17 protein-coding genes are annotated in these 22,996 nt (G+C 39.5%); 11 read left to right on the top strand and 6 right to left on the bottom strand.

Annotated features, from left to right (window positions below; translation table 11 throughout):
- Positions 1–160: 160 nt before the first annotated feature.
- The 3 genes from porU to OK344_RS02495 all read left to right on the top strand — a co-directional run bounded on the left by porU (position 161) and on the right by OK344_RS02495 (position 7,527).
- On the top strand, positions 161–4,060 hold the full coding sequence (gene porU, locus OK344_RS02505; RefSeq protein WP_444875025.1) for a type IX secretion system sortase PorU: 3,900 nt from the start codon (positions 161–163) through the stop codon (positions 4,058–4,060).
- A 28-nt stretch (positions 4,061–4,088) separates the two neighbouring features.
- Positions 4,089–5,210, top strand: coding sequence for a type IX secretion system outer membrane channel protein PorV (gene porV / locus OK344_RS02500; protein ID WP_265143290.1), 1,122 nt, complete (start codon positions 4,089–4,091; stop codon positions 5,208–5,210).
- A 76-nt stretch (positions 5,211–5,286) separates the two neighbouring features.
- Complete coding sequence (locus OK344_RS02495; RefSeq protein ID WP_265143289.1) at positions 5,287–7,527, top strand: FUSC family protein; 2,241 nt, start codon at positions 5,287–5,289, stop codon at positions 7,525–7,527.
- On the opposite strand, the gene OK344_RS02490 is transcribed toward OK344_RS02495, so the two are convergent.
- Positions 7,524–8,135 carry a 4'-phosphopantetheinyl transferase family protein gene (locus OK344_RS02490; RefSeq protein WP_265143288.1) on the bottom strand — a complete coding sequence of 204 codons (612 nt, stop codon included), beginning with the start codon at positions 8,133–8,135 and terminating at the stop codon, positions 7,524–7,526. The genes OK344_RS02495 and OK344_RS02490 overlap by 4 nt on opposite strands.
- Positions 8,136–8,310: 175 nt before the next feature.
- Between OK344_RS02490 and OK344_RS02485 the strand changes: the two genes are divergently transcribed.
- The 3 genes from OK344_RS02485 to ahcY all read left to right on the top strand — a co-directional run bounded on the left by OK344_RS02485 (position 8,311) and on the right by ahcY (position 10,828).
- The gene (locus tag OK344_RS02485) at positions 8,311–8,589 is read left to right on the top strand and encodes a hypothetical protein (protein WP_265143287.1); all 279 of its coding nucleotides are present in this window, start codon (positions 8,311–8,313) and stop codon (positions 8,587–8,589) included.
- Between the two features lie 136 nt (positions 8,590–8,725).
- Complete coding sequence (locus tag OK344_RS02480) at positions 8,726–9,421, top strand: DUF1826 domain-containing protein (RefSeq protein WP_265143286.1); 696 nt, start codon at positions 8,726–8,728, stop codon at positions 9,419–9,421.
- Between the two features lie 93 nt (positions 9,422–9,514).
- The gene (gene ahcY, locus OK344_RS02475; RefSeq protein ID WP_088468642.1) at positions 9,515–10,828 is read left to right on the top strand and encodes an adenosylhomocysteinase; all 1,314 of its coding nucleotides are present in this window, start codon (positions 9,515–9,517) and stop codon (positions 10,826–10,828) included.
- A 56-nt stretch (positions 10,829–10,884) separates the two neighbouring features.
- On the opposite strand, the gene OK344_RS02470 is transcribed toward ahcY, so the two are convergent.
- Complete coding sequence (locus OK344_RS02470) at positions 10,885–12,423, bottom strand: tetratricopeptide repeat protein (protein ID WP_265143284.1); 1,539 nt, start codon at positions 12,421–12,423, stop codon at positions 10,885–10,887.
- A 387-nt stretch (positions 12,424–12,810) separates the two neighbouring features.
- On the opposite strand from OK344_RS02470, the gene OK344_RS02465 reads away from it, so the two are divergent.
- From OK344_RS02465 to OK344_RS02450, 4 genes are all read left to right on the top strand, one after another.
- Positions 12,811–13,620: a phage tail-like protein gene (locus OK344_RS02465; protein ID WP_265143283.1), complete on the top strand. Its 810-nt coding sequence runs from the start codon at positions 12,811–12,813 to the stop codon at positions 13,618–13,620.
- Positions 13,621–13,629: 9 nt separating this feature from the next.
- Positions 13,630–14,463, top strand: coding sequence for a phage tail-like protein (locus OK344_RS02460; protein ID WP_265143282.1), 834 nt, complete (start codon positions 13,630–13,632; stop codon positions 14,461–14,463).
- A 2-nt stretch (positions 14,464–14,465) separates the two neighbouring features.
- Positions 14,466–15,272: a phage tail-like protein gene (locus tag OK344_RS02455; RefSeq protein ID WP_265143281.1), complete on the top strand. Its 807-nt coding sequence runs from the start codon at positions 14,466–14,468 to the stop codon at positions 15,270–15,272.
- 340 nt (positions 15,273–15,612) lie between these two features.
- Positions 15,613–16,272 carry a GDSL-type esterase/lipase family protein gene (locus OK344_RS02450; protein WP_265143280.1) on the top strand — a complete coding sequence of 220 codons (660 nt, stop codon included), beginning with the start codon at positions 15,613–15,615 and terminating at the stop codon, positions 16,270–16,272.
- Between the two features lie 42 nt (positions 16,273–16,314).
- Here the strand turns inward: OK344_RS02450 and OK344_RS02445 are convergent, their stop codons facing one another.
- The gene (locus tag OK344_RS02445) at positions 16,315–17,667 is read right to left on the bottom strand and encodes a DEAD/DEAH box helicase (RefSeq protein ID WP_265143279.1); all 1,353 of its coding nucleotides are present in this window, start codon (positions 17,665–17,667) and stop codon (positions 16,315–16,317) included.
- Positions 17,668–17,718: 51 nt separating this feature from the next.
- On the opposite strand from OK344_RS02445, the gene OK344_RS02440 reads away from it, so the two are divergent.
- A complete protein-coding gene (locus OK344_RS02440; protein ID WP_265143278.1) occupies positions 17,719–18,363 on the top strand; it encodes a hypothetical protein in 645 nt (214 codons plus the stop codon).
- A gap of 33 nt (positions 18,364–18,396) precedes the next feature.
- Here OK344_RS02440 and guaA read toward each other — a convergent pair whose 3' ends face one another.
- From guaA to purH, 3 genes are all read right to left on the bottom strand, one after another.
- Positions 18,397–19,926: a glutamine-hydrolyzing GMP synthase gene (gene guaA / locus OK344_RS02435; RefSeq protein ID WP_265143277.1), complete on the bottom strand. Its 1,530-nt coding sequence runs from the start codon at positions 19,924–19,926 to the stop codon at positions 18,397–18,399.
- A gap of 165 nt (positions 19,927–20,091) precedes the next feature.
- Positions 20,092–21,330 (bottom strand): phosphoribosylamine--glycine ligase, encoded by a 1,239-nt coding sequence (purD, locus tag OK344_RS02430; RefSeq protein ID WP_265143276.1) that lies wholly within the window; start codon positions 21,328–21,330, stop codon positions 20,092–20,094.
- A gap of 134 nt (positions 21,331–21,464) precedes the next feature.
- The gene (gene purH, locus OK344_RS02425; protein ID WP_265143275.1) at positions 21,465–22,982 is read right to left on the bottom strand and encodes a bifunctional phosphoribosylaminoimidazolecarboxamide formyltransferase/IMP cyclohydrolase; all 1,518 of its coding nucleotides are present in this window, start codon (positions 22,980–22,982) and stop codon (positions 21,465–21,467) included.
- Positions 22,983–22,996 lie beyond the last annotated feature (14 nt).

Here is a 22,996-nt window from a genome sequence, read left to right as displayed (position 1 = left end):
GTTGATATAGATATTTTCAAAGTACAAAGAAAAATGAAATTATTTAATAACCCAAATTATAGATTGATTTTTTTTAGAAAACGTTAACAAATTAATTTTATTGCATATATCGTTATTTATTATTTTTCGTTTAATTTGTAATTCTGAAACTTAACACCTGATGAAACGCATTTTTATTCTACTATTTATATTATTTTTTTCAATTGGTTTTTCTCAAACTGTGAAACTACAGTGGGAAGGCAATAAAGTGATCGATTTTGGAAATTATCAGGTTACTGTTCCTTTTTTTAAGAATGAGGGTTTTGCTTTTGAGGAAAGTTCAGTTTATTTTCGGTCTACCATGAGATATTCTGGCGTGAATCAGAAAGTTACCAATTTTGTCTGGGAAAAAATTACTCCTAAAGAACTTTTTGAAATCAGTCCATCGGACATTCCTGCCCGGGAAGAAACTGAAATAAGTGATTTTACCAATCCGTATACCAACGAAAAAACAATAAATATCAGAGTCGCTGCGCTAAAAACCGAAAACGGAAATCTTTACAGACTTTCGTCTTTCAGTATCGTGAACAGCGGCGCACCGGAACCCAACCCTTTATTTTCAGGAAAAGTGGGCACCACCGAAAATCCTTTGAAAACCGGAACATTTTATAAAATAAAGGTTGATAAATCAGGCGTTTTTAAAATTACCTCGAAATTTTTGCGCGACAACGGCATCAACCCTTCCAATATTAATCCGAAAAACTTCAGGATTTATGGTAATGGTGGTTTGATGCTGCCCGAGCACAATCTTGACTCTAGATATTCTGCATTACAGGAAAACGCCATACAGGTTATAGGCCAGGACGATGGAACCTGGAATGAGGAAGATTATGCCCTTTTCTACGCCCAGGGTCCACACGGATACAACGTATACAAAACACAGGGGAATACCGATGGTAGTGGCAACAGGCGGATTGAAACCCGAACTGACACTTCGGCAAACTTCATCAATATCTACAGTGATTTTGCGTTTTATTTTATCAATTTCGATTTGGGACCCGGAAAAAGAATTCTGGAAACAGATACGCCCGTAACTGCTGATGCCATTACCCGTTATGATGATTACCAGTTTATTAATGAGGAAAAGTTCAATTTAATGAAAATCGGCCGCATCTGGACCGGCGATGCCATTACCGAAAACAAAGCAGTTACATTCACCACCAGATCACCCATACAGCCCACAGATATCATTAAATACCGCAGCAGATATATCGGTTACCTATCTTCGGGAAATAAAATTACTGTAAATCTCAATAATCAGAGGCCGTACAATTATACTATTTCTCCTGCCGACAAAAAAGAATACATTCCGATTGTCTATACAGGAACACTTACCAATTTACAGGGCAGCCAGCTTACTTTCAATTACAGTCCCGATACCTCCAGCAATCCGAACGGGAAGTTTTATTTCGATTATGCTGAAGTGCAGTACAAAGAAGACTTGAAATTCAATAATACGCAGATGAATTTCCGCAGCTACTCCATAGCAGAGGGTAGCGGAACAGCCTACACTTTCAGTATTTCGGATGCCGGTTCATTAGAGCAGGTTTGGGAGGTTTCAGACATTACCAATGTGACCAAAAAAGTAAACAAAGCTGGCGGCAACAGCACGTTCAGTTTTGGATACATCGCCAGCAGCAATACATTTGTGAACGAATTTGTTGCCTTTAAAAGCAGTGAAGCTTTTGCACCGGCATTTGTTGGTAAAATTGAAAACCAGGATCTCTCCGGGTTACAGAACATTGATTATTTAATGATTTCTTCACCTGAAATGTTGGGCAACGCACAAAGACTCGCCAACTATTATCAGGATGAATTCAATGTTGCCGTGGTTGATGTGAATAAGATTTACAACGAATTCAGCAGCGGGAACAAAGATATTACAGCAATCAGGGATTTTGCGACAAAACTCAATACCCCTACCGGGAAATTGAAATATCTTTTCATTCTGGGCGATACTTCTTATGATTTCCGCGGGATCAATCATCCCGGAGCCGATATTATACCCTCATTTCAAAGTGAGGAAAGCGGGAATTATGCAGATGCTTTTGTATCCGACGATTATTTTACGATGACCTCGCCGCAGAGTATGACCGCCATCCGTTTATCTTCTACCCTTCCTAATTTTCCGGTCGGAAGGTTGCCGGCCGGCAATGTATCCGAAGCTAAACTTCTGATCGACAAAGCGCTGGCTTATAATAATGCACTTCCGGGCCAGTCGACCCCTTTCGGTGAATGGCGCATGAAAATGGATTTCGTGGTGGATGATGATGCCGACAACCTCCTCCCGTTCCACAACACCATGAATGCTTCTCTGGTGAACGTTTTTGAAAACGGAAATCTAAGGAAAGAATACAACATCAGGAAATTATACCTTGATTCGTTTACTGCACAGACTTCATCCGGCGGACAGCGGTATCCGCAGGTCAATCAGGCAATTTCCAACGATGTCGGGAACAGCCTTTATCTCTTTTACTTTGGGCATGGCGGGATCAACGGTTGGGCGCAGGAGCGAGTGCTGACGATCGATATGATTCAGAGTTTTAACAATTATAACGCGGTATATTCGCGGCTTCCGCTTGTTTCTACGATTACCTGTGAATTTACTCTGTGGGACGATCCTGCAACCTTCTCTGCCGGTGAACAGGTCATCAAATCAAAACAGGGCGGTGCTTCGATGATGCTTACCTCCAGCCGCGCGATTGGTGTGGGGTATGGCGAAGAATTTACGACCATTTTTACCCGCCATCTCTTTGAACTCGTGAATGATGATTTCATTTCGCTGGGTGATGCTTTCCTGAAAGCCAAAATCGAAAAAGGCACCCATAGCGACCATTTAAAAGTAAACCTTTTGGGTGATCCGGCGACAAAATTAAGCCGCCCCAAAAGACTGCTGAACATCGATGAAGTTGAATCTCCCGTTCCCGGACAGTTGCGTGCACTGGATTTCGTAAAGGTAAAAGGGCACATCAACAAAGCCGATGGAACCTTAGATACTTCCTTCAACGGCAGAGTCGCCATCAACATCTTCGATAAAAGACTTAGTAAAAAAACGCTTAATAACGATGGGGTGCCCAAAATGAATCCAGTATTAACGTATACCGAAGAAAACGGACCGATTGTAAAATCTTCAGGTCAGGCGGTAAACGGCGTGTTCACAGTAGAATTTTATGTCCCAAAAGATATTAATTACGAAACAGGAAACGGTAGAATCTTAGCGTATGCAGACAATAAAGTTTTCGATGTTTTCAACAATCAGACGCAGAAAATTGGCGGAATAAATCCCGATGGCATTAATGATAATGAGCCTCCCAAGGTAAAAGTTTATATGAACAATACGAACTTTGCCGATGGTGGAATCACCGATCAAAACCCAACACTTTTAGCCTGTGTAACAGATGACAAAGGAATTAACTCGACAGGCTCGGGAATCGGACACGACATTACCGTAATCCTCGATGGAAAAATTATTGATACCGTTGTTCTAAATGATTTCTATTTTTCAGGCGATGGAAACGGCTGTGTGAATACTTCTTTAGCAGATTACCAGAAAGGGAATGTGACCTATCCTTTCCGTAATTTAGCACCTGGACCGCATCAGCTGACCTTTAAAGTTTGGGACATCAACAATAATTCAACGACCGAAACGTTAAACTTTGTAGTTAAGGATGAATCCAACCAAAATTTAATTGTTAACAAACTCTTAAACTGGCCTAATCCCTTTACCAATAAGACTTACGTTCAGTTTGAACACAATTGCGACGATATGCTGGATGTAAATGTGCAAATTTACACCATCACGGGTAAACTGGTAAAAACCATCAGTACAACAGTGACTGCAGAGCCGTTCTTTCAGGGTTTCCGCACGCCGAAAACTGCCATCGAATGGGACGGGAACGATGATTTTGGAGACGCAGTTGGAAAAGGCACCTATATTTTTAAGATCTTTGCAAAAAGCCAGAATCAGGATAAATGCAAAGGAAGCGCAACCGCAGTTGAAAAAATGGTATTATTGAAATAAAAATATAAACGATTAAAAAAACGACTTTATGAAATTGACTAAAAAACTGTTTTTAGGATTAGGCTTAGGACTGGGCGCATTTACGTATGCCCAGGTTCAGCCGGTTCTCACCGGAGCCCCTTTTCTAAGAATTTCCCCGGATGCCAGAGCAGGCGGTATGGGTGATCAGGGGGTAGCCACAACTACCGATGCATTCTCACAGTTCTGGAATGCTGCAAAATATCCTTTCAGCAAAACAACATCTGCCATCGGGCTCAACTATACGCCTTATATGAGCAAGCTCACCAACGATGTTTTCCTCCTGTATGGTGCTTTTCATCAGTTTTTAGGTGATGAAGAAAGATCAACCATTTCTGCAAGTTTATATTATTTCAATATGGGCGCAGTAGATTTAACGAAACTTGTAGGTAATGAAGTTGTACAGGAAGGCACTGCGAAACCAAACGAATTCTCTATCGATGTAGCCTACGGTTTAAAACTTAGTGATTATTATTCCATGGCGGTTACCGGTAGATTTATCCGTTCAGATTTGTCCGGCGGTTTTAACTCCGACAATACCCTGAAACCGGCAAACTCTTTTGCAGTTGATGTATCGGGATACTTTCAGTCGGAAAAACATACAAGTATAAACGATTTCGAGGGCCGCGCTAGAGCAGGTTTTGCGATCCAAAATATCGGACCAAGATTAGATTACACCGGCGATGAAGAATCCAGATCCTATTTGCCAACCATGGCGAGATTAGGTGCTGGTTACGATCTTTTTATTGATGATTTAAACCGTGTAGGCTTAAATTTCGAAGCTTCAAAACTTCTTGTTCCGGGACCTGATAACACAGGAAACGTACCGAATGTAGGGGTAATTGAAGGGATCGGGAAATCATTCAGCAACGAAAAAAGCATGATGTTCAGTGGTGCTGTGGAGTATGAATACGACAACGCTTTTGCTTTACGGGGCGGTTATTTCCACGAAAGCGAAGAACAGGGCGCAAGGCAGTATGCTACGGTGGGTGTAGGCTTAAAGTACCAGTCTTTCGGGTTGGATATGTCTTACCTCATCAACACTTCGAAAGTAAATTCCGCTCTTGACAATACTTTGAGATTCGGACTGACCTGGAACATTGGTGAAGAATCTTCAAACTCGGATTATTAAAATTCAGCTCACAAAAATTTATTTTAAAGCCTCAATAATTGAGGCTTTTTTGTGGATTAAATCCTAAATTAGCAAAATGAACTACGCAACAGAACTCAGGAAATTCGCCACCAGCCAATATATATTTTCTGCGGTAAGGATTACTTTAGCCATTGTAGCTCCCAGTATCATTTTAGCTTATTTCGGTGTGCTGAAAGAATATTTCCTTTTCCCACTGGCCACCAGTTTTGTAGGCCTTACCGATCAGCCCGGCCCGTTTATCCGCCGGAGAAATGCACTGATCTTTGCCATTATCTGCTTTTTTGCAGTCTCCGTTATTGCCACCTTACTGAAGGATTTTCCGCCCATCATTTATCTGGAAATCATTCTGTTCGGAATGTTTTTTTCGATGATCGGCGTATATGGGCAGAGGCTGGCGGCAGTGGGATCTCTTTCGCTTGTGGTGCTGGCGATTTTTGTCGACGGGCATTTAAGTCAGGGAAACCTGGTGAAAAATTCCCTGATTTTCTTAGCAGGATCGGTTTGTTATTTACTGGTTTTTCTTGTCGTTTCAAAAATTCAGCCCTATAAACTTGCAGGCCAAATGATTGGCGAGAATTATCTTGAACTGAGCGATTACCTCAAATTAAAATCCAGATTTTATCTGCAAAATCCAGATTTCGATGCGCTTTACCTGCAGGTGATTTCGCAACAGGTTAAAATTAAAAATTTACAGGAAGAAACCCGCGAAACCGTCTTTAAAACAAGAAAAATCGTTAACGAATCTACCACAACAAGCCGGCTTTTGATGCTCATGTTTCTCAATTCGATTGACTTACATGAAAAACTGATGACCTCGGAAAGTGATTACGGAAAAATTCAGGAAAGTTTTGGAGAAACAGGTTTACTGGAATCCATCAGCGACTATTTATCAAAACTGGCGGAAGAACTCAGCAATATCGGCATTGCGCTGCAAAGCGGTACCAAGGCAAAATCCCTCAGAAATTTAGACGATGAGCTGGATCAGGTTTTCGATGAATATTTCGATTTACGCAATAAGAAACTGAACCCTGATACTTTGGAGAATTTCATGATCATGCGGATTATTCTACTAAGAATAAGTGATATTACGGAACAAATCAACACCATTTATAAAGTATTCACTCAGGATCAGAAACTGGCCAAAAGCCTATCTACCGGTCTGGATTTAAAAGAATTTATTACCAACGATGAAAAACTTAATTTCAAAGTACTTCTTAACAATATTTCTTTAAAATCTACACACTTTCGCCATTCTGTGCGTATTACCCTGGCGATGCTCACCGGTTATATTATTTCACAAATGGAGTTTTTGGGCATCGGTCACTCCTACTGGATTTTAATTACTATTGTCGCCATTATGAGGCCGGCCTACTCTACCACCAAACACCGTAATTTACTGCGGCTTTACGGTACGGTCGCCGGCGCGGTGGTGGCTTACGCAATTTTGCATACAGTTCATAATAATACCGCGCTGTTTACCATCCTTTTGCTCAGCATGATCCTTTGTTTCAGTTTTCTGAAAGCGCAGTATTCGTGGGCGGTTTTTTTTATGACGATTTATATTTTCCTAACTTTCAATTTCCTGAATCCGGGGAACATCAATAACATATTCCGAGACCGTATTCTCGATACGGCCATTGCCGGAGTGGTGGCTTTCGCAGTTTCCTACTTTGTTTTACCGGTTTGGGAACATACCCAAAATCTGGATTTCATGAAGAAATCATCAAAAAGCAATGCGAAATATTTTAAAGCAGCAATGGATTTTTTTAAAGATGAAAACATCGGAATTCAGGAGTATAAACTCAAAAGAAAAGATGCGATTATTGATTTGGCAAATCTTTCCGATAACTTTCAGCGGATGATTTCGGACCCGAAAAACCAGCAGAAGAAAATGGAACAGGTGCATCAGTTCGTGAATACCGCCCATTTAATTACGGCTTATATTGCCTCGTTTTCTCAATATTCAAAAAACGCGAAGGATTATCCGGAAATCGATTTCGACAGCTGGAACCGAAAAATATCTGCTGAATTGCTGCGTACAGGTTTAATTTTGGAACAGAAAAAATTCGACGTCGATATTGTGGAAGAAAGCAGGCTGAAACCAGAGGATTCAGTGGACCAACTTCTGGAAAAAAGAAAAAAAGAAATTTCCGAAAGCGAAATCATGAACCGCCGGGATCCTAACAGAATCACACATTTAACAGAACTTAAAAATTTACAGGAAATCCTGGAACTTATTTACGATGTTGCTAAAGAACAACGCAAAGTAGCTGAGAAATTAGAGCCTGTAATTTAGTCTACAATGGTTAAACAGTAATTTTCGAAAAATTCTACGCGGGCTTTGTAAAGATCGGAAACCTTGTCATCGTGAACCCGGCAGACAATATTAAACGGAAAATCGAGGCTGAATGGTTTTACTTCGTAATGCTTTTTCAGCGACCAATAGTTGGAATGATGAATTTTGTATAAACTCTCTTTCAGCGACCAAATTACGGTAAGATAAGCGGTTTCTTTACTTTCTTCGATAAAACCTGCCTCGTCATCATTCAGGAATTTGTGCCTGATTCTGATGATTTTATCATGAAAAGGTTCGATATCTATCCCTACTTTATTCTTAGAAACAGCCAGTGCCGCAAACGGAAACGAGTGGGTAATCGAAATTTCGAAATCACGGGGCTCCAGATAAGGTTCCCGACCGTTGTAAAGGATTTTGTGTTCAGGTAAAATAGATTTTAGTATTTTCCTTACCAAGAGCAGTTCCTTCAGTTTTGTCGGGTGGTAATCCTTCACCTTCTCGTAATTTTCTTCTTCCAACAGGGTTTTAGGATCCAGATCTTCCTTTTCATCATACTTCCAGAGAAGAATGGTGGCATTATGATCTGAAAAATCACGGTATAAAGGCATATTGTAGAAAGAAGAACAAATTTGTTTACCTCTGCAAAAGTAATTAATTTTAGGCAATTCATGTGGTAAGTTTTATTGGTCCGATTTAAATCCGGAACTTCTAAAAACTTCACAAAACCGCATTTTTCTTCGGTCTTGGCAAGAACTTTGCGTGCTTTTTTCAAAATTACAAGATATGAACACACTGAAAATCGCCTTAGGCATCGCTGCCACAGCAGCCGGGGCTTATGCCCTGAATAGAATAAGAAAAAATGAATCCCAAAAGGAGCTTGCAACAGCGAACGCAAATTCTGATCATACATCAGGAAACGAAGACAGGGATCATGTAAAACCCCAAAATCATTTTATTACCGATCCCATCACTGCCACAAAACACAGTGATACGTTTTCGCCGAACTATCAGAGCGCGAATAAAAACGTCCAGTTCCACCAGCGGGGCGTGAGACACAGATAAAACCGTTTTTTCTACTTTAAAAAAGACCGTTTAAAAATTCAAAGAAGAAGCAGCGACTGAAATAGTCGCTGTTTTTTTCTTAAGCTGCTTAAGCATCTGCTTTATTCGGTAATTTTGCCTGACGAGAATCCCTGCAATGAACAAATACGGCTACCACGATAACATCAGAACATTTTCAACTTTTGAAGAACTTGTAAATTCGCGATTTCAGAGGAATACCAATGCATTCTGCTGGGAAAGAAAACTGGAAGGAGATTTTCATGAAATCGTTACTACATTAACTTTGATCGAAGACATTACTGAAGTTTCTGCACCGGATCTTCTCGCACTTCAATTATCAGAGAAAGGAAGTTTGGCCCGCGAAACGATCCTTAATGATTTGGAATTACTTACTGAATTCGGTGCTTTACCTTCGCTTAACCTACTGAAATGTTATGAGCGGGACGACGAATTCAGTTTTATTTCGACCGATGTTTACTCCTTTCATGTTGACCGTTCTCCCGTTGCTGCAGATACCTTTTTGTGCACTTATTATGGCGCTTCAAGCGATATTTTACCCAACCACGAGGCCATACAGAAAATTCTTGATCCAGAAATCAGGGCAAAACTCCGGAAATTACATGATGGAACTGAAGAATCATTTGATACTTTTTTGCAGGAACATTTTTTTGATCTTCATTACCAGCCAAAACCCAATGCCAAACCAATTAATTTAGGAAACGGAAATCTCTGGAGGCTGGCAGTAGACCACCCATTTCAGGAAGTTTTACCTTGTATTCACCGCGCGCCTACAGAAAACACTGCAGAATACCGGTTGCTCCTGATCTGTTGAAAATTATAGAAATTTTCAATCGCTCTCAAACCCAAGCCAAGTTTGACAGTCAGAAGAAAATTCCGTAATTTCGCAAAAATTTTTTCAATTAAAATGGAAACAACTACACAATACGTGCCTTACAAAGTAAAGGACATTTCCCTTGCAGAATGGGGTAGAAAAGAAATTAAATTAGCGGAAGCTGAAATGCCCGGGTTAATGGCCATCCGTGAAGAATACGGGCCGTCTCAGCCTTTAAAAGGTGCCAGAATTGCGGGTTGTCTTCACATGACCATCCAAACGGCGGTTCTTATCGAAACTTTAGTTGCGCTTGGAGCTGAAGTTACATGGTCTTCATGTAATATATTCTCAACCCAGGATCACGCTGCTGCTGCAATTGCTGCTGCAGGAATCCCTGTATATGCCTGGAAAGGTATGAATGAGGAAGAATTCGAGTGGTGTATTGAGCAAACCGTATTTTTCGGTGAAGACAGAAAACCCCTGAACCTTATCCTTGATGACGGCGGAGATTTAACCAATCTTGTTTTCGATAAATATCCTGAGTTAACAAAAGATATTAAAGGGCTTTCTGAAGAAACCACTACAGGTGTTCACAGATTATACGAGAGAATGGCGAACGGTACACTGGTAATGCCAGCTATTAACGTTAACGATTCTGTAACCAAATCTAAATTCGATAACAAATACGGATGTAGAGAATCTGCGGTAGATGCCATCAGAAGAGCTACAGACATTATGCTTGCAGGTAAAAGAGTGGTTGTTTGCGGTTACGGAGATGTAGGTAAAGGAACTGCAGCTTCTTTCCGAGGTGCAGGATCTATCGTTACCGTTACTGAAATCGACCCGATCTGTGCGCTTCAGGCTTCTATGGAAGGTTTTGAAGTTAAAAAACTGGATAGTGTGGTTGACAATGCTGACATTATCATCACAACTACAGGAAACTTCAACATCGTACGTGCGGAACATTTCGCTAAAATGAAAGATAAAACCATCGTTTGTAACATCGGCCACTTCGATAACGAAATTGATATGGCATGGTTGAACGAAAACTATGGTTCTACAAAATACGAAGTAAAACCACAGGTTGATGTGTATAATATCGACGGCAAAGAAATCATCATTTTGGCAGAAGGCCGTTTGGTAAACCTGGGCTGTGCAACTGGTCACCCATCTTTTGTGATGAGTAACTCATTCAGCAACCAGACTTTGGCACAAATCGAATTATGGACTAATGCTGAAGCTTACGGAAACGAAGTTTATACTTTACCGAAGCATCTTGACGAAAAAGTTGCGGCTTTACACCTTAAGAAATTAGGTGTTGAACTTGAAACTTTAACTCCTGAACAGGCAAAATACATCGGGGTAACGGTTGAAGGACCATTCAAACCTGAGTACTACAGATATTAATAATTAGCGATCAGCAAAAACAGAAACGCTTTGGACATTCCAAAGCGTTTTTTTATTTAAGATTCTGAGAAAACAATGCTGAAAAGTTGGTCGTATTTATCACCAAGTTTTCGCTTCAACCGCTGCCGTGACTTTTTCACCGCATCCTGGGTAATTCCCAGCAGTGCGGATATTTCCGACGAACTGAAACCCATTTTCTGGAGAAGAATAATCCTGAGATTTGCGTTTGTAATTTCAGGAAATTCGGTTTTCAGCGTTTGATAAAAATCGGGATATTCTTTCTGAAATTCGCGGCGGAACATCTGCCAGTTTTCTTCAGTCATTAAATGCGAATCCAAGATCTCATGCAGCCTGCCGCTCTCTTCTTCAATGTGAGAGGATGCAGAATTTTTTATCTCCTCGATTTCCGCAGTTAGCTGTTTGATATGATAATTTTTGGTTTTGAGATACTCAATTTGTGCATGCAGCGTTTTTTGCGCTTGTAAAAGTTTTTCTTCGTACCTGTTTTTTTCCAGTTCACGTTCCTTGATTTTTGCATCGTAAATTTGCTGTCTTTTACGCTCTATTCTTTTCGAATGAAAAAAATTGAAAGTCAGCAGAAATGCGACAAGAACTGCTATAACTACTGCTGTTTTTGCAATGAGAGATTCCTTCTGTAAGTCTTCATCCACTTTCTGCATCTGCAGCTGATACTTTGCTTTTTGCGCCATAAGATTCGCGTGAATAAGCGGCAAAGCACCATCGGTAAGTTTAAGTGAATCTTCCAGAACTTTCATTTTTCTTCTGGCTGCAAGCTCTTCACCAGTTCTGTTCTGCTTGCTGTAAATATCAAGTTTAAGCTTAATGATTTCAAGTTCATTATTCTGATAATACGGTTTGGTCTGGGCAATTGCTTCTGCCTTATCCGCAGCCGACTCTGCTTTTTTCCATTGTTGATCTTTTAAGAAAACTTTTGCTAGCACCGTGTAAGCAAACATCGTATTCTGGTCAGTTCCTAATTTTTCGGATATGGCAATGTCTTTTTCCAAGAGCTGAACCGCCTCTTTAAAATTTCCCTGTGTCTCCCGGATACGGCCAATATTACCGAGTGTTTTGGCGTAGCGGATGTCATCTTTAATAATTTTTGCCGTAACTGATGCCTGTACAAAATATTTTTCAGCATTTTTATAATCATTAGATGCAAAATAATATTGCCCGATGTTGTCTAAAATTTCGGCAAATTCTGAAGTGTTACCTATTGTATGTTGCAAAGCTCTCCGGAGATAAATAATCGCCTCAGCGTTATCACCGATTGTTCCCATATAATATCCGATTCTCTTAAAAGAACTGGCGGGAAAAATCATCTCGCCGGGCGAAATATTCTCAATATGCCTTATTGCATTCAAATAAACAGGCAGCGCTTTGGTCATTTCACGGTAATTATAAAGACATTCGGCATAACACAGTTGAGTCCAAATAAGCAATGCAGGATCTTTCAGTTTATTTGCTTTTTTAATAGAACTCTCAAAATGCTTTTCAGCCGTAGGGGTTAATCCATCAAAAAGCTCTGTATATACTTTTCCCATCAATGCTTGGTAAAGCACTTGATCTTTCATGAATTTACTTGTCTTTAATGGCTGAAGTATCTTTTTAAAAGCCGCTGTGTCCCGCTGTGAAATTACTTCTGAAATTTTACTTTGCCACAGCTTTATGTCATTTTCGAAAGACCGGGGATCCACCGGCTGCGCCAAAAAATAAAACTTATTCAGAAAAAAAAGAAAAAAAAGGAGATAAAAGTTTTTCATTCAGCGGATATCGGTGATCGTTAAAGGTTAGTCTAAATAAGCAACTGGTAAGGGTTGAGGATTTATAAACGTATAAATCTATTAAAAAAAAGTCACAATTCGATCGCTTATTATGTTTTACATAATAAAATTAGGGTGTTTTAACCATATAAGTATTAAAAAAGTATAAATATATTTGCAATAACACAAAAACACAACATGATGAAATTAAATTTAGTGCCAGGGTTCCTGGTCGCTTGTGCATTCTGCTATGCGCAGATTGGCATCGGCTCAAACGTCACCACTTTCGATGATTCGGAAGTTCTGAAAATTGTTTCTGCCAATAAAGGTGTCCTTCTCCCCAATGTATCTATCCCTAATCTCAACAGCGCCGCACCCGTAGTGAATCCTGCTAATTCGCTTATGGTGTACAATACGAACGCCAGTACGGGAAAGGGATTTTACTTTTGGAAAGACAATAAATGGAACCCATCTTTGGATACGGCAAACATTTATAAATATTTAGGAATAGTCCGTTCCGAGTCGGCAGTTTCTACAGGTGGAGTTAGTGACAGTACACCGATAACTGGCGTATCCTACACTATGGGTGAGGCACCCTCTATTCATGATTTTCAACTTATTCCCGGTTTATCAAAAACGATTTCGATTTACTCTCCTCAAAATACAGTTTCGGTTTCCGGAAGTGGTATTGTACAGGTAAATTCGGCGGCTTCAGACAACACCTTTATGTCGTATTCAATTGCACTTTTTGTCGATTCTCAGTTAGCAGGTGTGCGAAACTTTATTATTAACGGTAATGAAAACTGTTTGTACAATGATTTCAATGTTTATTTTAACATTAACAATCTGGGAGTTGGGAATCATCTGATTGAGTTGAGAGAAACATTAAGGGTAACTCAGGTGGCAACCCAAAGCATCACCTTTGGATCTAAAGATTCCGCATGCAACAACCTTAGTCCATTAATGGACAAGTCGATCATGACCGTACAAACTTCTGAAAAACCGTAAAAATTTACTATGAAAAATTTATATTTACTAATGCTGATCATGGCATCATACACGTTTTCGGCACAGGTAGGAATTAATACCAGAACTCCACATCCATCTGCAAGTTTAGACATTCGTTCAAGCAATAAAGGTGTTTCTTTTCCTCAGGTTTCATTACAAAACAGAAATGACGTCTCGACAATACCCAATCCTAAAGAATCACTCATCATCTATAATACCAACAATGCGATCGGTGGAAAAGAAGGATTTTATTATTGGAATCAAACAAAATGGGAATATTTGTTTACCGACATTAATCAGGAAAGCCTGATGAATCAAATGAAATACTATTCATCTAATTCATCAACGGCTTTTACATTCACCAGAACTTCTCCTAATCAATTCTTAGGGCATCTGGCCCATGTTCCAGGTGAAACATTAAATACAGCCCAATGGACCGTTATACCAGGTCTTACAAAGTCTATTGTGATTGACAGACCTCAAAATGATTTATTACTTAATATAAATGGTATGTATCAGGCAAGCAATAGCTCCGCTAACAATACCGGCGGCGTTTCCTCGACTATCGGCTTTTTTGTTGATGATAAACTTATAGATGTTAAACCCCTCTATCTTGATTTTCAGTCAGCATGTTCATACAGACAGTTTATGATATATGGTATTGCTAAAAATTTAAGCCCAGGTAATCACACGGTGAAATTTGCGATACGGAATATTTCAGCACCTAACATCAGCGGACTAACAGTGACCTACGGAGCGCCAAATAGTTCATGCAGTTCATTAACCGGTTTCGAATCAGCAATGAGCAGTACCATTACAATCAATCAACCTTATTCTTTTTAGTTATGAAAATTTTAACCCTCATATTTACCTATTGCCTGATGAGTTTTATAAAAATAAATGCACAGGTTCTCATTGCCACAAATACCTCAATTGTAAATGCTCCGGATCCTAGCGCGGTTCTACATATTGCAGATGATAAAAGAGGAGTTCTCTTTCCCGCTGTTGCCCTTAGCAGCAGTAGCGATATTGTTACAGTACCTACCCCTGTACAAGGCTTACTCGTACAAAACACCACGACCAACAAACTCAATTTCTGGGATCAGGGAAAGTGGAACAAAACCTTTGAAATTGCAGATGGCTTGGCCATTATCAAGCAAACCGAAAACACTTCCGGCAACTCAACAGCAAGTACTACCATCAGTACTTTCCCTTCTACCATGCCGCTATTTTCACTGAATAGCAATACAACTGGATGGACAAATTTAAATGCTACGACTACCATTACCATCACAAAAACAACAAATACCAATCTTATTATTGCTGAGGGGATGGCTCAAATTAATAATGCGAGCGACACCAATCAAAAGTTTCAGTTTGCCGTTGGTGTCTTTGTAAATGGCCAGCTAAAGCTAGCCAGTAAATACACTTCATCGGGAAGAGATTTTGTTTGTGACTGGAAAAAATTTAATCTTGCCGGCGTATTTAATGACTTGCCTATTGGAACACATACTGTATCTATTTACGGTAGAAACCTACCAGCAATTACAACTGGATATAACTCAATAACATATGGGGGCAACACCAGCAACTGTTCAAATATCAACAATGATATGGCAAGAATTTTTGTCACAGCACAAGTAACTCAATAAAAATAAGAAAGAGAGTAAATCAATTTCGGATGAAAATACATTCAACAAATAACTCATAATCAATATATTAAACATTATTATGTTATTTGTCCCCTATTTGTCCCCCCTATATTTTATGCTTTAAAGACTCACCTTTATATATTTGCAATACTTTATACGGAGCATCACAGTTATCAACTGAACAACAACACAAATGCTGGAAAGAAAATTAAGCTCCGAATTATTACTCCTCAGGTTAATGACCTGAGGAGTTTTTATTATAAATTAAATGACCTAAATTTGTTGTTCGTATGTAAACGGATCGATTAAACAATCGATTTCTCACCTCAATTCGCTCACCATGAAAAAATTATTTTCAATATTTCTTATTACCGTTTTTATCTCGGTTTCCGCACAGGACAAACCTGTTTTCTGGAACGAGATACAAGAATTTAAAACACTCAACGTAAAAACGCCGCCACCAAAAAATGCAATTCTCTTGTTAGGCAGTTCTTCTTTCACCATGTGGAAAGATGTGGATCGCTATTTTCCCGAGTATTTATTAATTAACCGGGGTTTTGGAGGTTCGAGTCTGTATGACTTAAATTTTTACTCAGATGAACTTTTAGCACCTTACGCTCCCCGACAAATCATAATTTACTGTGGAGAAAACGATTTCGCAGGCAACGAAAACCTGAAACCTAAAGAAGTCTTCAACCGGTACAAAAATTTCTACTCAGAAATACGCAAATATTATCCAAATATTCCGGTGGCTTATGTATCGATTAAATTATCACCCAGCAGAGAACATCTCTGGCCAAAATTTATTGCTACCAACGCAATGATTAAAAAGTTTATGGACCGAAAACCTAACGCTGAATATATTGATATCACCAAAGCGATGAACGGCCCCAACGGAAAAGTACGTGAAGATTTATTTCTGGAAGACATGCTCCACATGAAAGCCGAAGGTTACCAAATATGGCAAAAAGAAATGGCTCCTTATCTCAGGAAGCCATAAATTAAAAACGTGTCTGCTTTAGAAATCTACAGAAAACAGCATTTATTTTTTCTTTTTTGCCTTAGCTTTCGCTTTTTGCTGGCCACGGTTTACCCCTTTTGTTTTGGGAGGATTTCTTTTCGTAGGTCCGCCCCAGTTTTCTTTTTTGTTTTTGTCTTTTTTCTCGTGGAATGCGCCGCCGCCAGGTTCAATCTTTACAGTATGTGCATTTTTCATCACGATTTCATCTTTCTCCGAAGGAATTTTCACGGGGTTAATTTTCACTTCTGAAGGAAATTCCTTAACCACAACAGATTTATCCATCAGCAATTCGATGTCAAGGAGAAGAGTTTCTTCCTTTTTAGTCACAAATGATACCGAAATTCCATTTTTATCCGCTCTACCCGTACGCCCGATTCGATGAATATACTGTTCCGGAATTTCGGGAATTTCAAAATTAATCACATGCGTTATATCCGAAATATCGAGACCTCTCGCCATAATATCAGTAGTAATCAACCCACGGATTTCCTGATTTTCGAAGCTTCTCATCGCGTTGAGACGGTAATTCTGCGATTTATTGGAGTGAATTACATCAAACTCATCAGGGAAAAGTTCTTCAATCTTTGTATAAAGATAATCGGCGTGTTTTTTATTGTTACAGAAAATCAACACTTTAGAAAAATCTTTGTCAGTATTAAGTAAATGTTCTAAAAGATTAATTTTCGTATTGAAGTTCTCCACTTTATAGGCCAGCTGTTCTATTTTTTCAAGCGGAGTTCCGGATTTTGCAAGAGAAATTTCCACAGGATTTGCAAAATATTCATCCAATACTTCGTCTACCGCTTCCGTCATTGTCGCGGAAAAAAGAATATTCTGTCTTTTTTCTCTCATCATCGTAAAAATATTCGCCAGCTGAGATTTAAAACCAAGATTCAGCATCTCATCAAATTCATCAACGATAAGCTTCTGAACTTCCTTCAGAGAGATGGCATTATCAATCGCCAAATCCATGATTCGGCCCGGTGTCCCAATTAAAATATCGCACCCTCCATCGAACAGAAGTTTTTGGGTTTTGATGTTTACACCACCATAAATTCCAATTACACGGGCAGTAATATTTTGCGTAAGATTTTTGGTAATTTCAGTTACCTGCACCACCAGTTCTCTGGTAGGAACAAGGATTACTATGGTTGGATTTCCGTTTTTGTTGTATTTCCAGGTTTTTAAAACGGGCAGTAAATAAGCCAGCGTTTTTCCGGTTCCGGTTTGGGCAATACCCATCACATCGCGGCCTGAAAGTATAGGTTTAAGAGACTTTTCCTGAATCGGTGTCGGTTCAAATAAATTTGAATCTGCTAATACATCAAGAATTTTTTCCGGCAATTCGAAATCGGCAAAAGTGATTTTTTCCATTTTGCAAAGATATGTTTTTTAGAGGATTAAATTATTTTGTAATTTGGATGGATGAAAAAGTATATTTTCTTACTCTCATTTTTTCTTTTTTCGTGTTCTGATAAAAAGGAAAAAAGTACTGAAATTTTAACTCCGGAATCTAACACTACTGAAATCACAGAACCGCTTCCGCAGGCTGAAAATGCTACACTAACTACATGGATAAGCTATTACAGAGAAACCAATCCCGATTTCAGTGCTGAAAAATTCGCTGTTACTACTACATCCCCAATCACTTATTACCCAAGTAACGTGAAGGTAATGAATGAAGAAGGTTTTAACGAAATCTACAAAACGTTTTTCGTCTTTAATGAAAGCAAAGACAAATATCTGGATTTCGACAGTTACCAATGGAATATTGCTGCGGACGGACGCGCAAGCTTCGAAGCCGATCAGGAAGTTGCATTAGTTGATTATAAAAATAAAAAGGCGCAGCGCATCGCATTTTTTGGTCCTTCCTATTCTGTCGAGGAAGCTTACTGGAAAGGCGATTCTGTTGCTGTTCTTCTGGGTAACTCTTACGAAAAAGTACCTTTTATGATGAAATACAATTTCAAAAAGAAAACCGTTGAAAATTTACAGTATCCCGATACTTTGAAATTCGACATTCCTTATTCCAAAGTAAGACTGCAGAAATTCGGGATTAAAACTGAATAAAAAAACGCACCGGTTAGATGCGTTTCTATTTTCTTATTCCCATTCGATGGTTGCAGGTGGTTTGCTCGAAATATCATAGGCAATTCTGTTGATACCTTTCACTTCGTTAATGATTCTGTTGGATACGTTTTCCAAGAATTCCCAAGGGAACTTACTGAATGTTGCTGTCATGAAATCCGTCGTATTAGCAGACCGAACGACCGCAGTATATTCATAAGTTCTTTCATCGCCCATTACGCCAACAGATTTTACCGGAAGCAAAACGACAAATGCCTGCGAAACAGTTTCGTACAAGTTATTTTTATACAGTTCATTGATGAAAATATCATCAGCTTCCTGTAAGATTTTCACTTTTTCTTCATCTACTTCACCCAAAATCCTGATTCCTAATCCAGGTCCCGGGAAAGGATGACGATGAACCAAATGATGCGGTATACCAAGCTCCTCGCCTACTTTTCTTACTTCATCTTTAAATAATTCTCTCAAAGGTTCAAGCAATTCAAAATCCATTTCTTCGGGAAGTCCTCCCACATTGTGATGCGATTTAATTACTGCTGAAGGACCCTTCACCGACTGGCTTTCAATAACATCAGGATAGATGGTACCTTGAGCGAGAAATTTTGCACCTTCTATTTTGTGAGATTCTTCATCAAAAACATTAACGAACTCGTTCCCGATAATTTTTCGCTTTGCTTCCGGATCCGAAACACCTTTCAATTTGGCCATAAATCGATCTTTCGCATCGATCAATTTGATGTTCAAGTGAAAATGTTCCCCATAATTTTTCATCACTTTTTCAGCTTCATCTTTTCTTAAAAGTCCTGTATCTACAAAGATACATTGCAACTGATCGCCGATGGCTTTATTAATTAAAACTGCAGCAACAGAGGAATCTACTCCACCGGAAAGACCAAGAATCACCTTCTGATCTCCCACTTTTTCTTTGATTTCGGCAACCGTTTTATCGATATAATTGGTGAGTTTCCAGTTTTTGGGAGCGTTACATATATTGAATACGAAATTATCGATCATTCTTGCTCCTTCTTCCGTGTGGGATACTTCCGGATGAAACTGTACGCAGTATATTTTCCGTGATTCATCTGAAATGGCGGAAATAACATCGGTCATTCCATTAATATTAAAACCTTCGGGAACTGTTTCCACTTCGTCGAAATGGCTCATCCACACGGTTGAAAACCTGCTAACTCCCGAAAGAAGCGCATTGGATTTTTGGATCTGAAGTTTTGCTTTTCCGTATTCGCCTTTCTCGCCTTTTTTTACTTTACCGCCTAACAAATGGGTAGTAAGCTGCATTCCGTAACAGATTCCCAACACAGGAATTCCTTTTTCAAACAGCGCTTTATCAACCAAATGTGCGTTTTCAGCGTTCACCGAACTTGGTCCGCCAGACAAAATAATTCCTGAAGGATTGCGCGACAAAATTTCGTATAAAGGAGTGTCGAACGGAAGAACTTCAGAATAAACGCCGAGTTCGCGGATTCGTCTGGCGATGAGTTGGTTATATTGTGACCCGAAGTCGAGTATAATGATACCGTTATTCATGTATGATTTTTACTTTTTATGTTTTCCTTTTAGTTTATAATGAAAGAAAACGTTTTTATGACTTGATTTATTATTTTTCCATAAAATCCTGACAAACAGATATTTATTTAAAAACCGCCAGGAAATGGTAGAAAAAAAGCGTGATTCTTCACGCCTTTTTCTGTATTAAAATTTACCGATATCGTCTCTGTAGGTTTCGTAATCGAAGCTTACGGTTTTGGCATCTTCGTAAACCAATTTTCTAGCCTCTTCGTAAGAATCTGCTGTTGCCACCAGACTCAGTACACGTCCACCGGAAGTAAGAATTCTGTCGCCTGCCTTTTTAGCACCTGCGAAAAGAACCTGGCTGTTCTTAACTTTATCCAGGTTTCTTATTTCGAAACCCGTTTCAATTTTTCTTGGATAACCGCCGGAACACATCACGAGGCACACTGCTTTTTCGTCTTTGAATTTCAGTTCTATATCTTTTCCTTCAAGACAGTCATTAATCACATCGAACAGCTTGTTTTCCATGAGTGGCAGGATCACCTGTGTTTCCGGATCGCCCATTCTCATATTATATTCCAGAAGGAACGTTCCGTCTGCAGTAACCATCAAACCAAAGAAAATAAATCCTTTGAAATGAATATTGGCAGTGCTGAAACCTGCTAAAGTTGGTTCAAGAATATTTTTTTCGAAATCTTTGTAGTGTTCGGAAGTAAATTCCGGGCTTGGGGCTACACTTCCCATTCCGCCGGTATTGGGACCGGTATCTCCGTTTCCTGCTTTTTTATAATCTTTCACCGGGATACACGGAAAGAGTTTTTTTCCGTTCGAAAATGCAATAATCGAAGCTTCGAAACCTTTCAGATATTCTTCGATCACCAACTGAATTCCGGCATCGCCATAAATTCTTTCGATCATAAATTTATGAATGGTGGACTCGGCTTCGGCTAAATTATCAGCGATCACAACTCCTTTTCCGCCTGCAAGTCCGCTGGCTTTAATAACAATCGGAAATTTCTGATTTCTTACATATTCAACCGCATCGTGGTACGCATCAAAAACAACCGCTTTAGCCGTTTTGATGTTATTGGTCTGCATGAATTTCTTAGAGAAAGCTTTACTTCCTTCCAGTTCGGCAGCTCTTTTTTCCGGACCGAAAATTTTAAGGCCATGTTTTTTGAATTCATCTACAATTCCTTCTACCAGTGGAGCTTCGGGACCTACAATCGTAAGATCAATTCTTTCTTTAATTGCAAAATCTCTTAACCCTTCCACACTTTCGTCATATACATTCTGGCCGAGCTGGCCAGTGGTTACAGTGCCTTTGGCAAAGTATAATTTAGATATTCTGCTGTCGTCTTTCAGCGTAAGTGCGAGGGCCGATTCGCGGGCTCCATTTCCTACGATTAATATTTTCATGTGAGTTTACTTAATGTTTGTGTTCTCCAAAATTACTAATTTGAATATGAATTTCAAATTTACCGGAGCGAAAAATTTCTTAATTAACAGTTAAAACCGCTGTTTAAAGTGAGCGGAAGCACCCTGTTTTTTACTTAATGCAAAAAGTGGCGCATTCCTGTAAACATCATCGGAATACCATGTTCGTTTGCCGCTTCAATGCTTTCTTCATCTCTCATACTGCCGCCTGGCTGAATGATTGCTTTAATACCTTCTTTCGCGCAGAAATCTACCACGTCTCTGAAAGGGAAAAATGCATCAGAAGCTAAAACCAGATCACCGGAAAATTTCTCTTTTGCCCGTTCTACAGCATGTTGCGTAGCCCAGATTCTGTTTACCTGTCCGCCACCAATTCCCAGAGCCTGAATTCCGTTTGAAACTACAATCGCGTTAGATTTCACATATTTTACCACGCGCTGGGCAAATAATAGTGCTTTTTCCTGCTCTGCAGAAGGTTTAAAAACCGTTACCGTTTCTATTTTATCGGAAAACTGGTTATCGTTATCCTGAACCAAAATTCCACCATCAATTTTCACCCAGGTTTGTTGATCGGAAACCGGATTTTTAATTTTAATGATTCTCAGGTTCTTTTTCTTTCTTAAAATTTCGAGTGCATCAGCATCAAAATCCGGAGCCATCACAATTTCAAGGAATGTTCTGTTGAGTTCTTCTGCTGTGGCAGCATCCACCTTGAAATTCATCCCGATAATTCCGCCAAAGATGGAAACCGGATCGCATTCGAATGTTTTTGTGTACGTTTCGAGTGCCGAACTTCCCACGGCAACGCCACATGGTGTGGAATGTTTCACCGCACAACAGGCCATTTCTTCTTTGAATTCATTCACCACCTTCCAGCATAAATCCATATCGCGAAGGTTATTGAAAGAGAGTTCCTTACCGCCGAGAATTTCAAAATCTTTCATCGCGCCGTTCTCTGTTGTTGAGGCATAATATGCTGCAGACTGGTGGGGATTTTCACCGTATCTGAGGTCTGAAACTTTTTTATAGGAAGCATTTAGATATTGCGGATAAGCTTCATCGAGCAACATTTTAGAAATCGCCCCGTCGTAAGCGGAAGTAAGATTGAACACTTTACCAGCCAGTTTTTTACGCGTTTCCATAGTTGTATCTCCTGTTTCAGAAATTTCCTGCTGAACTTTTTTATAATCTTCAACATCGGTAATCACCGTTACAGAATTGAAATTCTTAGCGCCCGACCTCAACATGGAAGGTCCGCCAATATCAATAAACTCTACTTTTTCATCGAGAGAAATATCGGCGTTTGCATTTTCGAAAAATGGATAAAGATTAACAATTACCATATCGATAAGCCCAATACCGTGTTCGTGAACGGTTTTCATGTGCTCTTCGCTGTTGCGGACCGCAAGTAGGCCGCCGTGAACTTTTGGGTGAAGTGTTTTTACTCTTCCGTCAAGCATTTCCGGAAATTCTGTAACCTCATCAATCTGAATCGGGTTCAATCCGGCGTCTTTCAGATGTTTGAATGTTCCGCCGGTGGAAATCAGTTCGTAATTTTTTTCTTCTAAAAATTTTGCAAAACCGATGAGTCCGGATTTATCGGAAACAGAGATCAGTGCTCTTTTTTTTGACATTTTTCTTTCTTTTT

Source organism: Kaistella yananensis, assembly GCF_026107505.2.
In the GTDB taxonomy this organism is placed as follows: Bacteria; Bacteroidota; Bacteroidia; order Flavobacteriales; family Weeksellaceae; genus Kaistella; species Kaistella yananensis.
Note: the sequence above shows the minus strand (reverse complement) of the source record. Positions and strands in the feature narration are given on the sequence as shown.

Coding starts and splice junctions, on each gene's coding strand:
- OK344_RS02440 (WP_265143278.1), top strand. CDS start 17,719: ATGAAAAAGTATATTTTCTTACTCTCATTTTTTCTTTTTTCGTGTTCT.
- OK344_RS02460 (WP_265143282.1), top strand. CDS start 13,630: ATGAAAAATTTATATTTACTAATGCTGATCATGGCATCATACACGTTT.
- OK344_RS02455 (WP_265143281.1), top strand. CDS start 14,466: ATGAAAATTTTAACCCTCATATTTACCTATTGCCTGATGAGTTTTATA.
- OK344_RS02470 (WP_265143284.1), bottom strand. CDS start 12,423: ATGAAAGATCAAGTGCTTTACCAAGCATTGATGGGAAAAGTATATACA.
- purH (WP_265143275.1), bottom strand. CDS start 22,982: ATGTCAAAAAAAAGAGCACTGATCTCTGTTTCCGATAAATCCGGACTC.
- porU (WP_444875025.1), top strand. CDS start 161: ATGAAACGCATTTTTATTCTACTATTTATATTATTTTTTTCAATTGGT.
- OK344_RS02495 (WP_265143289.1), top strand. CDS start 5,287: ATGAACTACGCAACAGAACTCAGGAAATTCGCCACCAGCCAATATATA.
- OK344_RS02465 (WP_265143283.1), top strand. CDS start 12,811: ATGATGAAATTAAATTTAGTGCCAGGGTTCCTGGTCGCTTGTGCATTC.
- OK344_RS02485 (WP_265143287.1), top strand. CDS start 8,311: ATGAACACACTGAAAATCGCCTTAGGCATCGCTGCCACAGCAGCCGGG.
- ahcY (WP_088468642.1), top strand. CDS start 9,515: ATGGAAACAACTACACAATACGTGCCTTACAAAGTAAAGGACATTTCC.
- porV (WP_265143290.1), top strand. CDS start 4,089: ATGAAATTGACTAAAAAACTGTTTTTAGGATTAGGCTTAGGACTGGGC.
- OK344_RS02445 (WP_265143279.1), bottom strand. CDS start 17,667: ATGGAAAAAATCACTTTTGCCGATTTCGAATTGCCGGAAAAAATTCTT.
- OK344_RS02480 (WP_265143286.1), top strand. CDS start 8,726: ATGAACAAATACGGCTACCACGATAACATCAGAACATTTTCAACTTTT.
- OK344_RS02450 (WP_265143280.1), top strand. CDS start 15,613: ATGAAAAAATTATTTTCAATATTTCTTATTACCGTTTTTATCTCGGTT.
- OK344_RS02490 (WP_265143288.1), bottom strand. CDS start 8,135: ATGCCTTTATACCGTGATTTTTCAGATCATAATGCCACCATTCTTCTC.
- purD (WP_265143276.1), bottom strand. CDS start 21,330: ATGAAAATATTAATCGTAGGAAATGGAGCCCGCGAATCGGCCCTCGCA.
- guaA (WP_265143277.1), bottom strand. CDS start 19,926: ATGAATAACGGTATCATTATACTCGACTTCGGGTCACAATATAACCAA.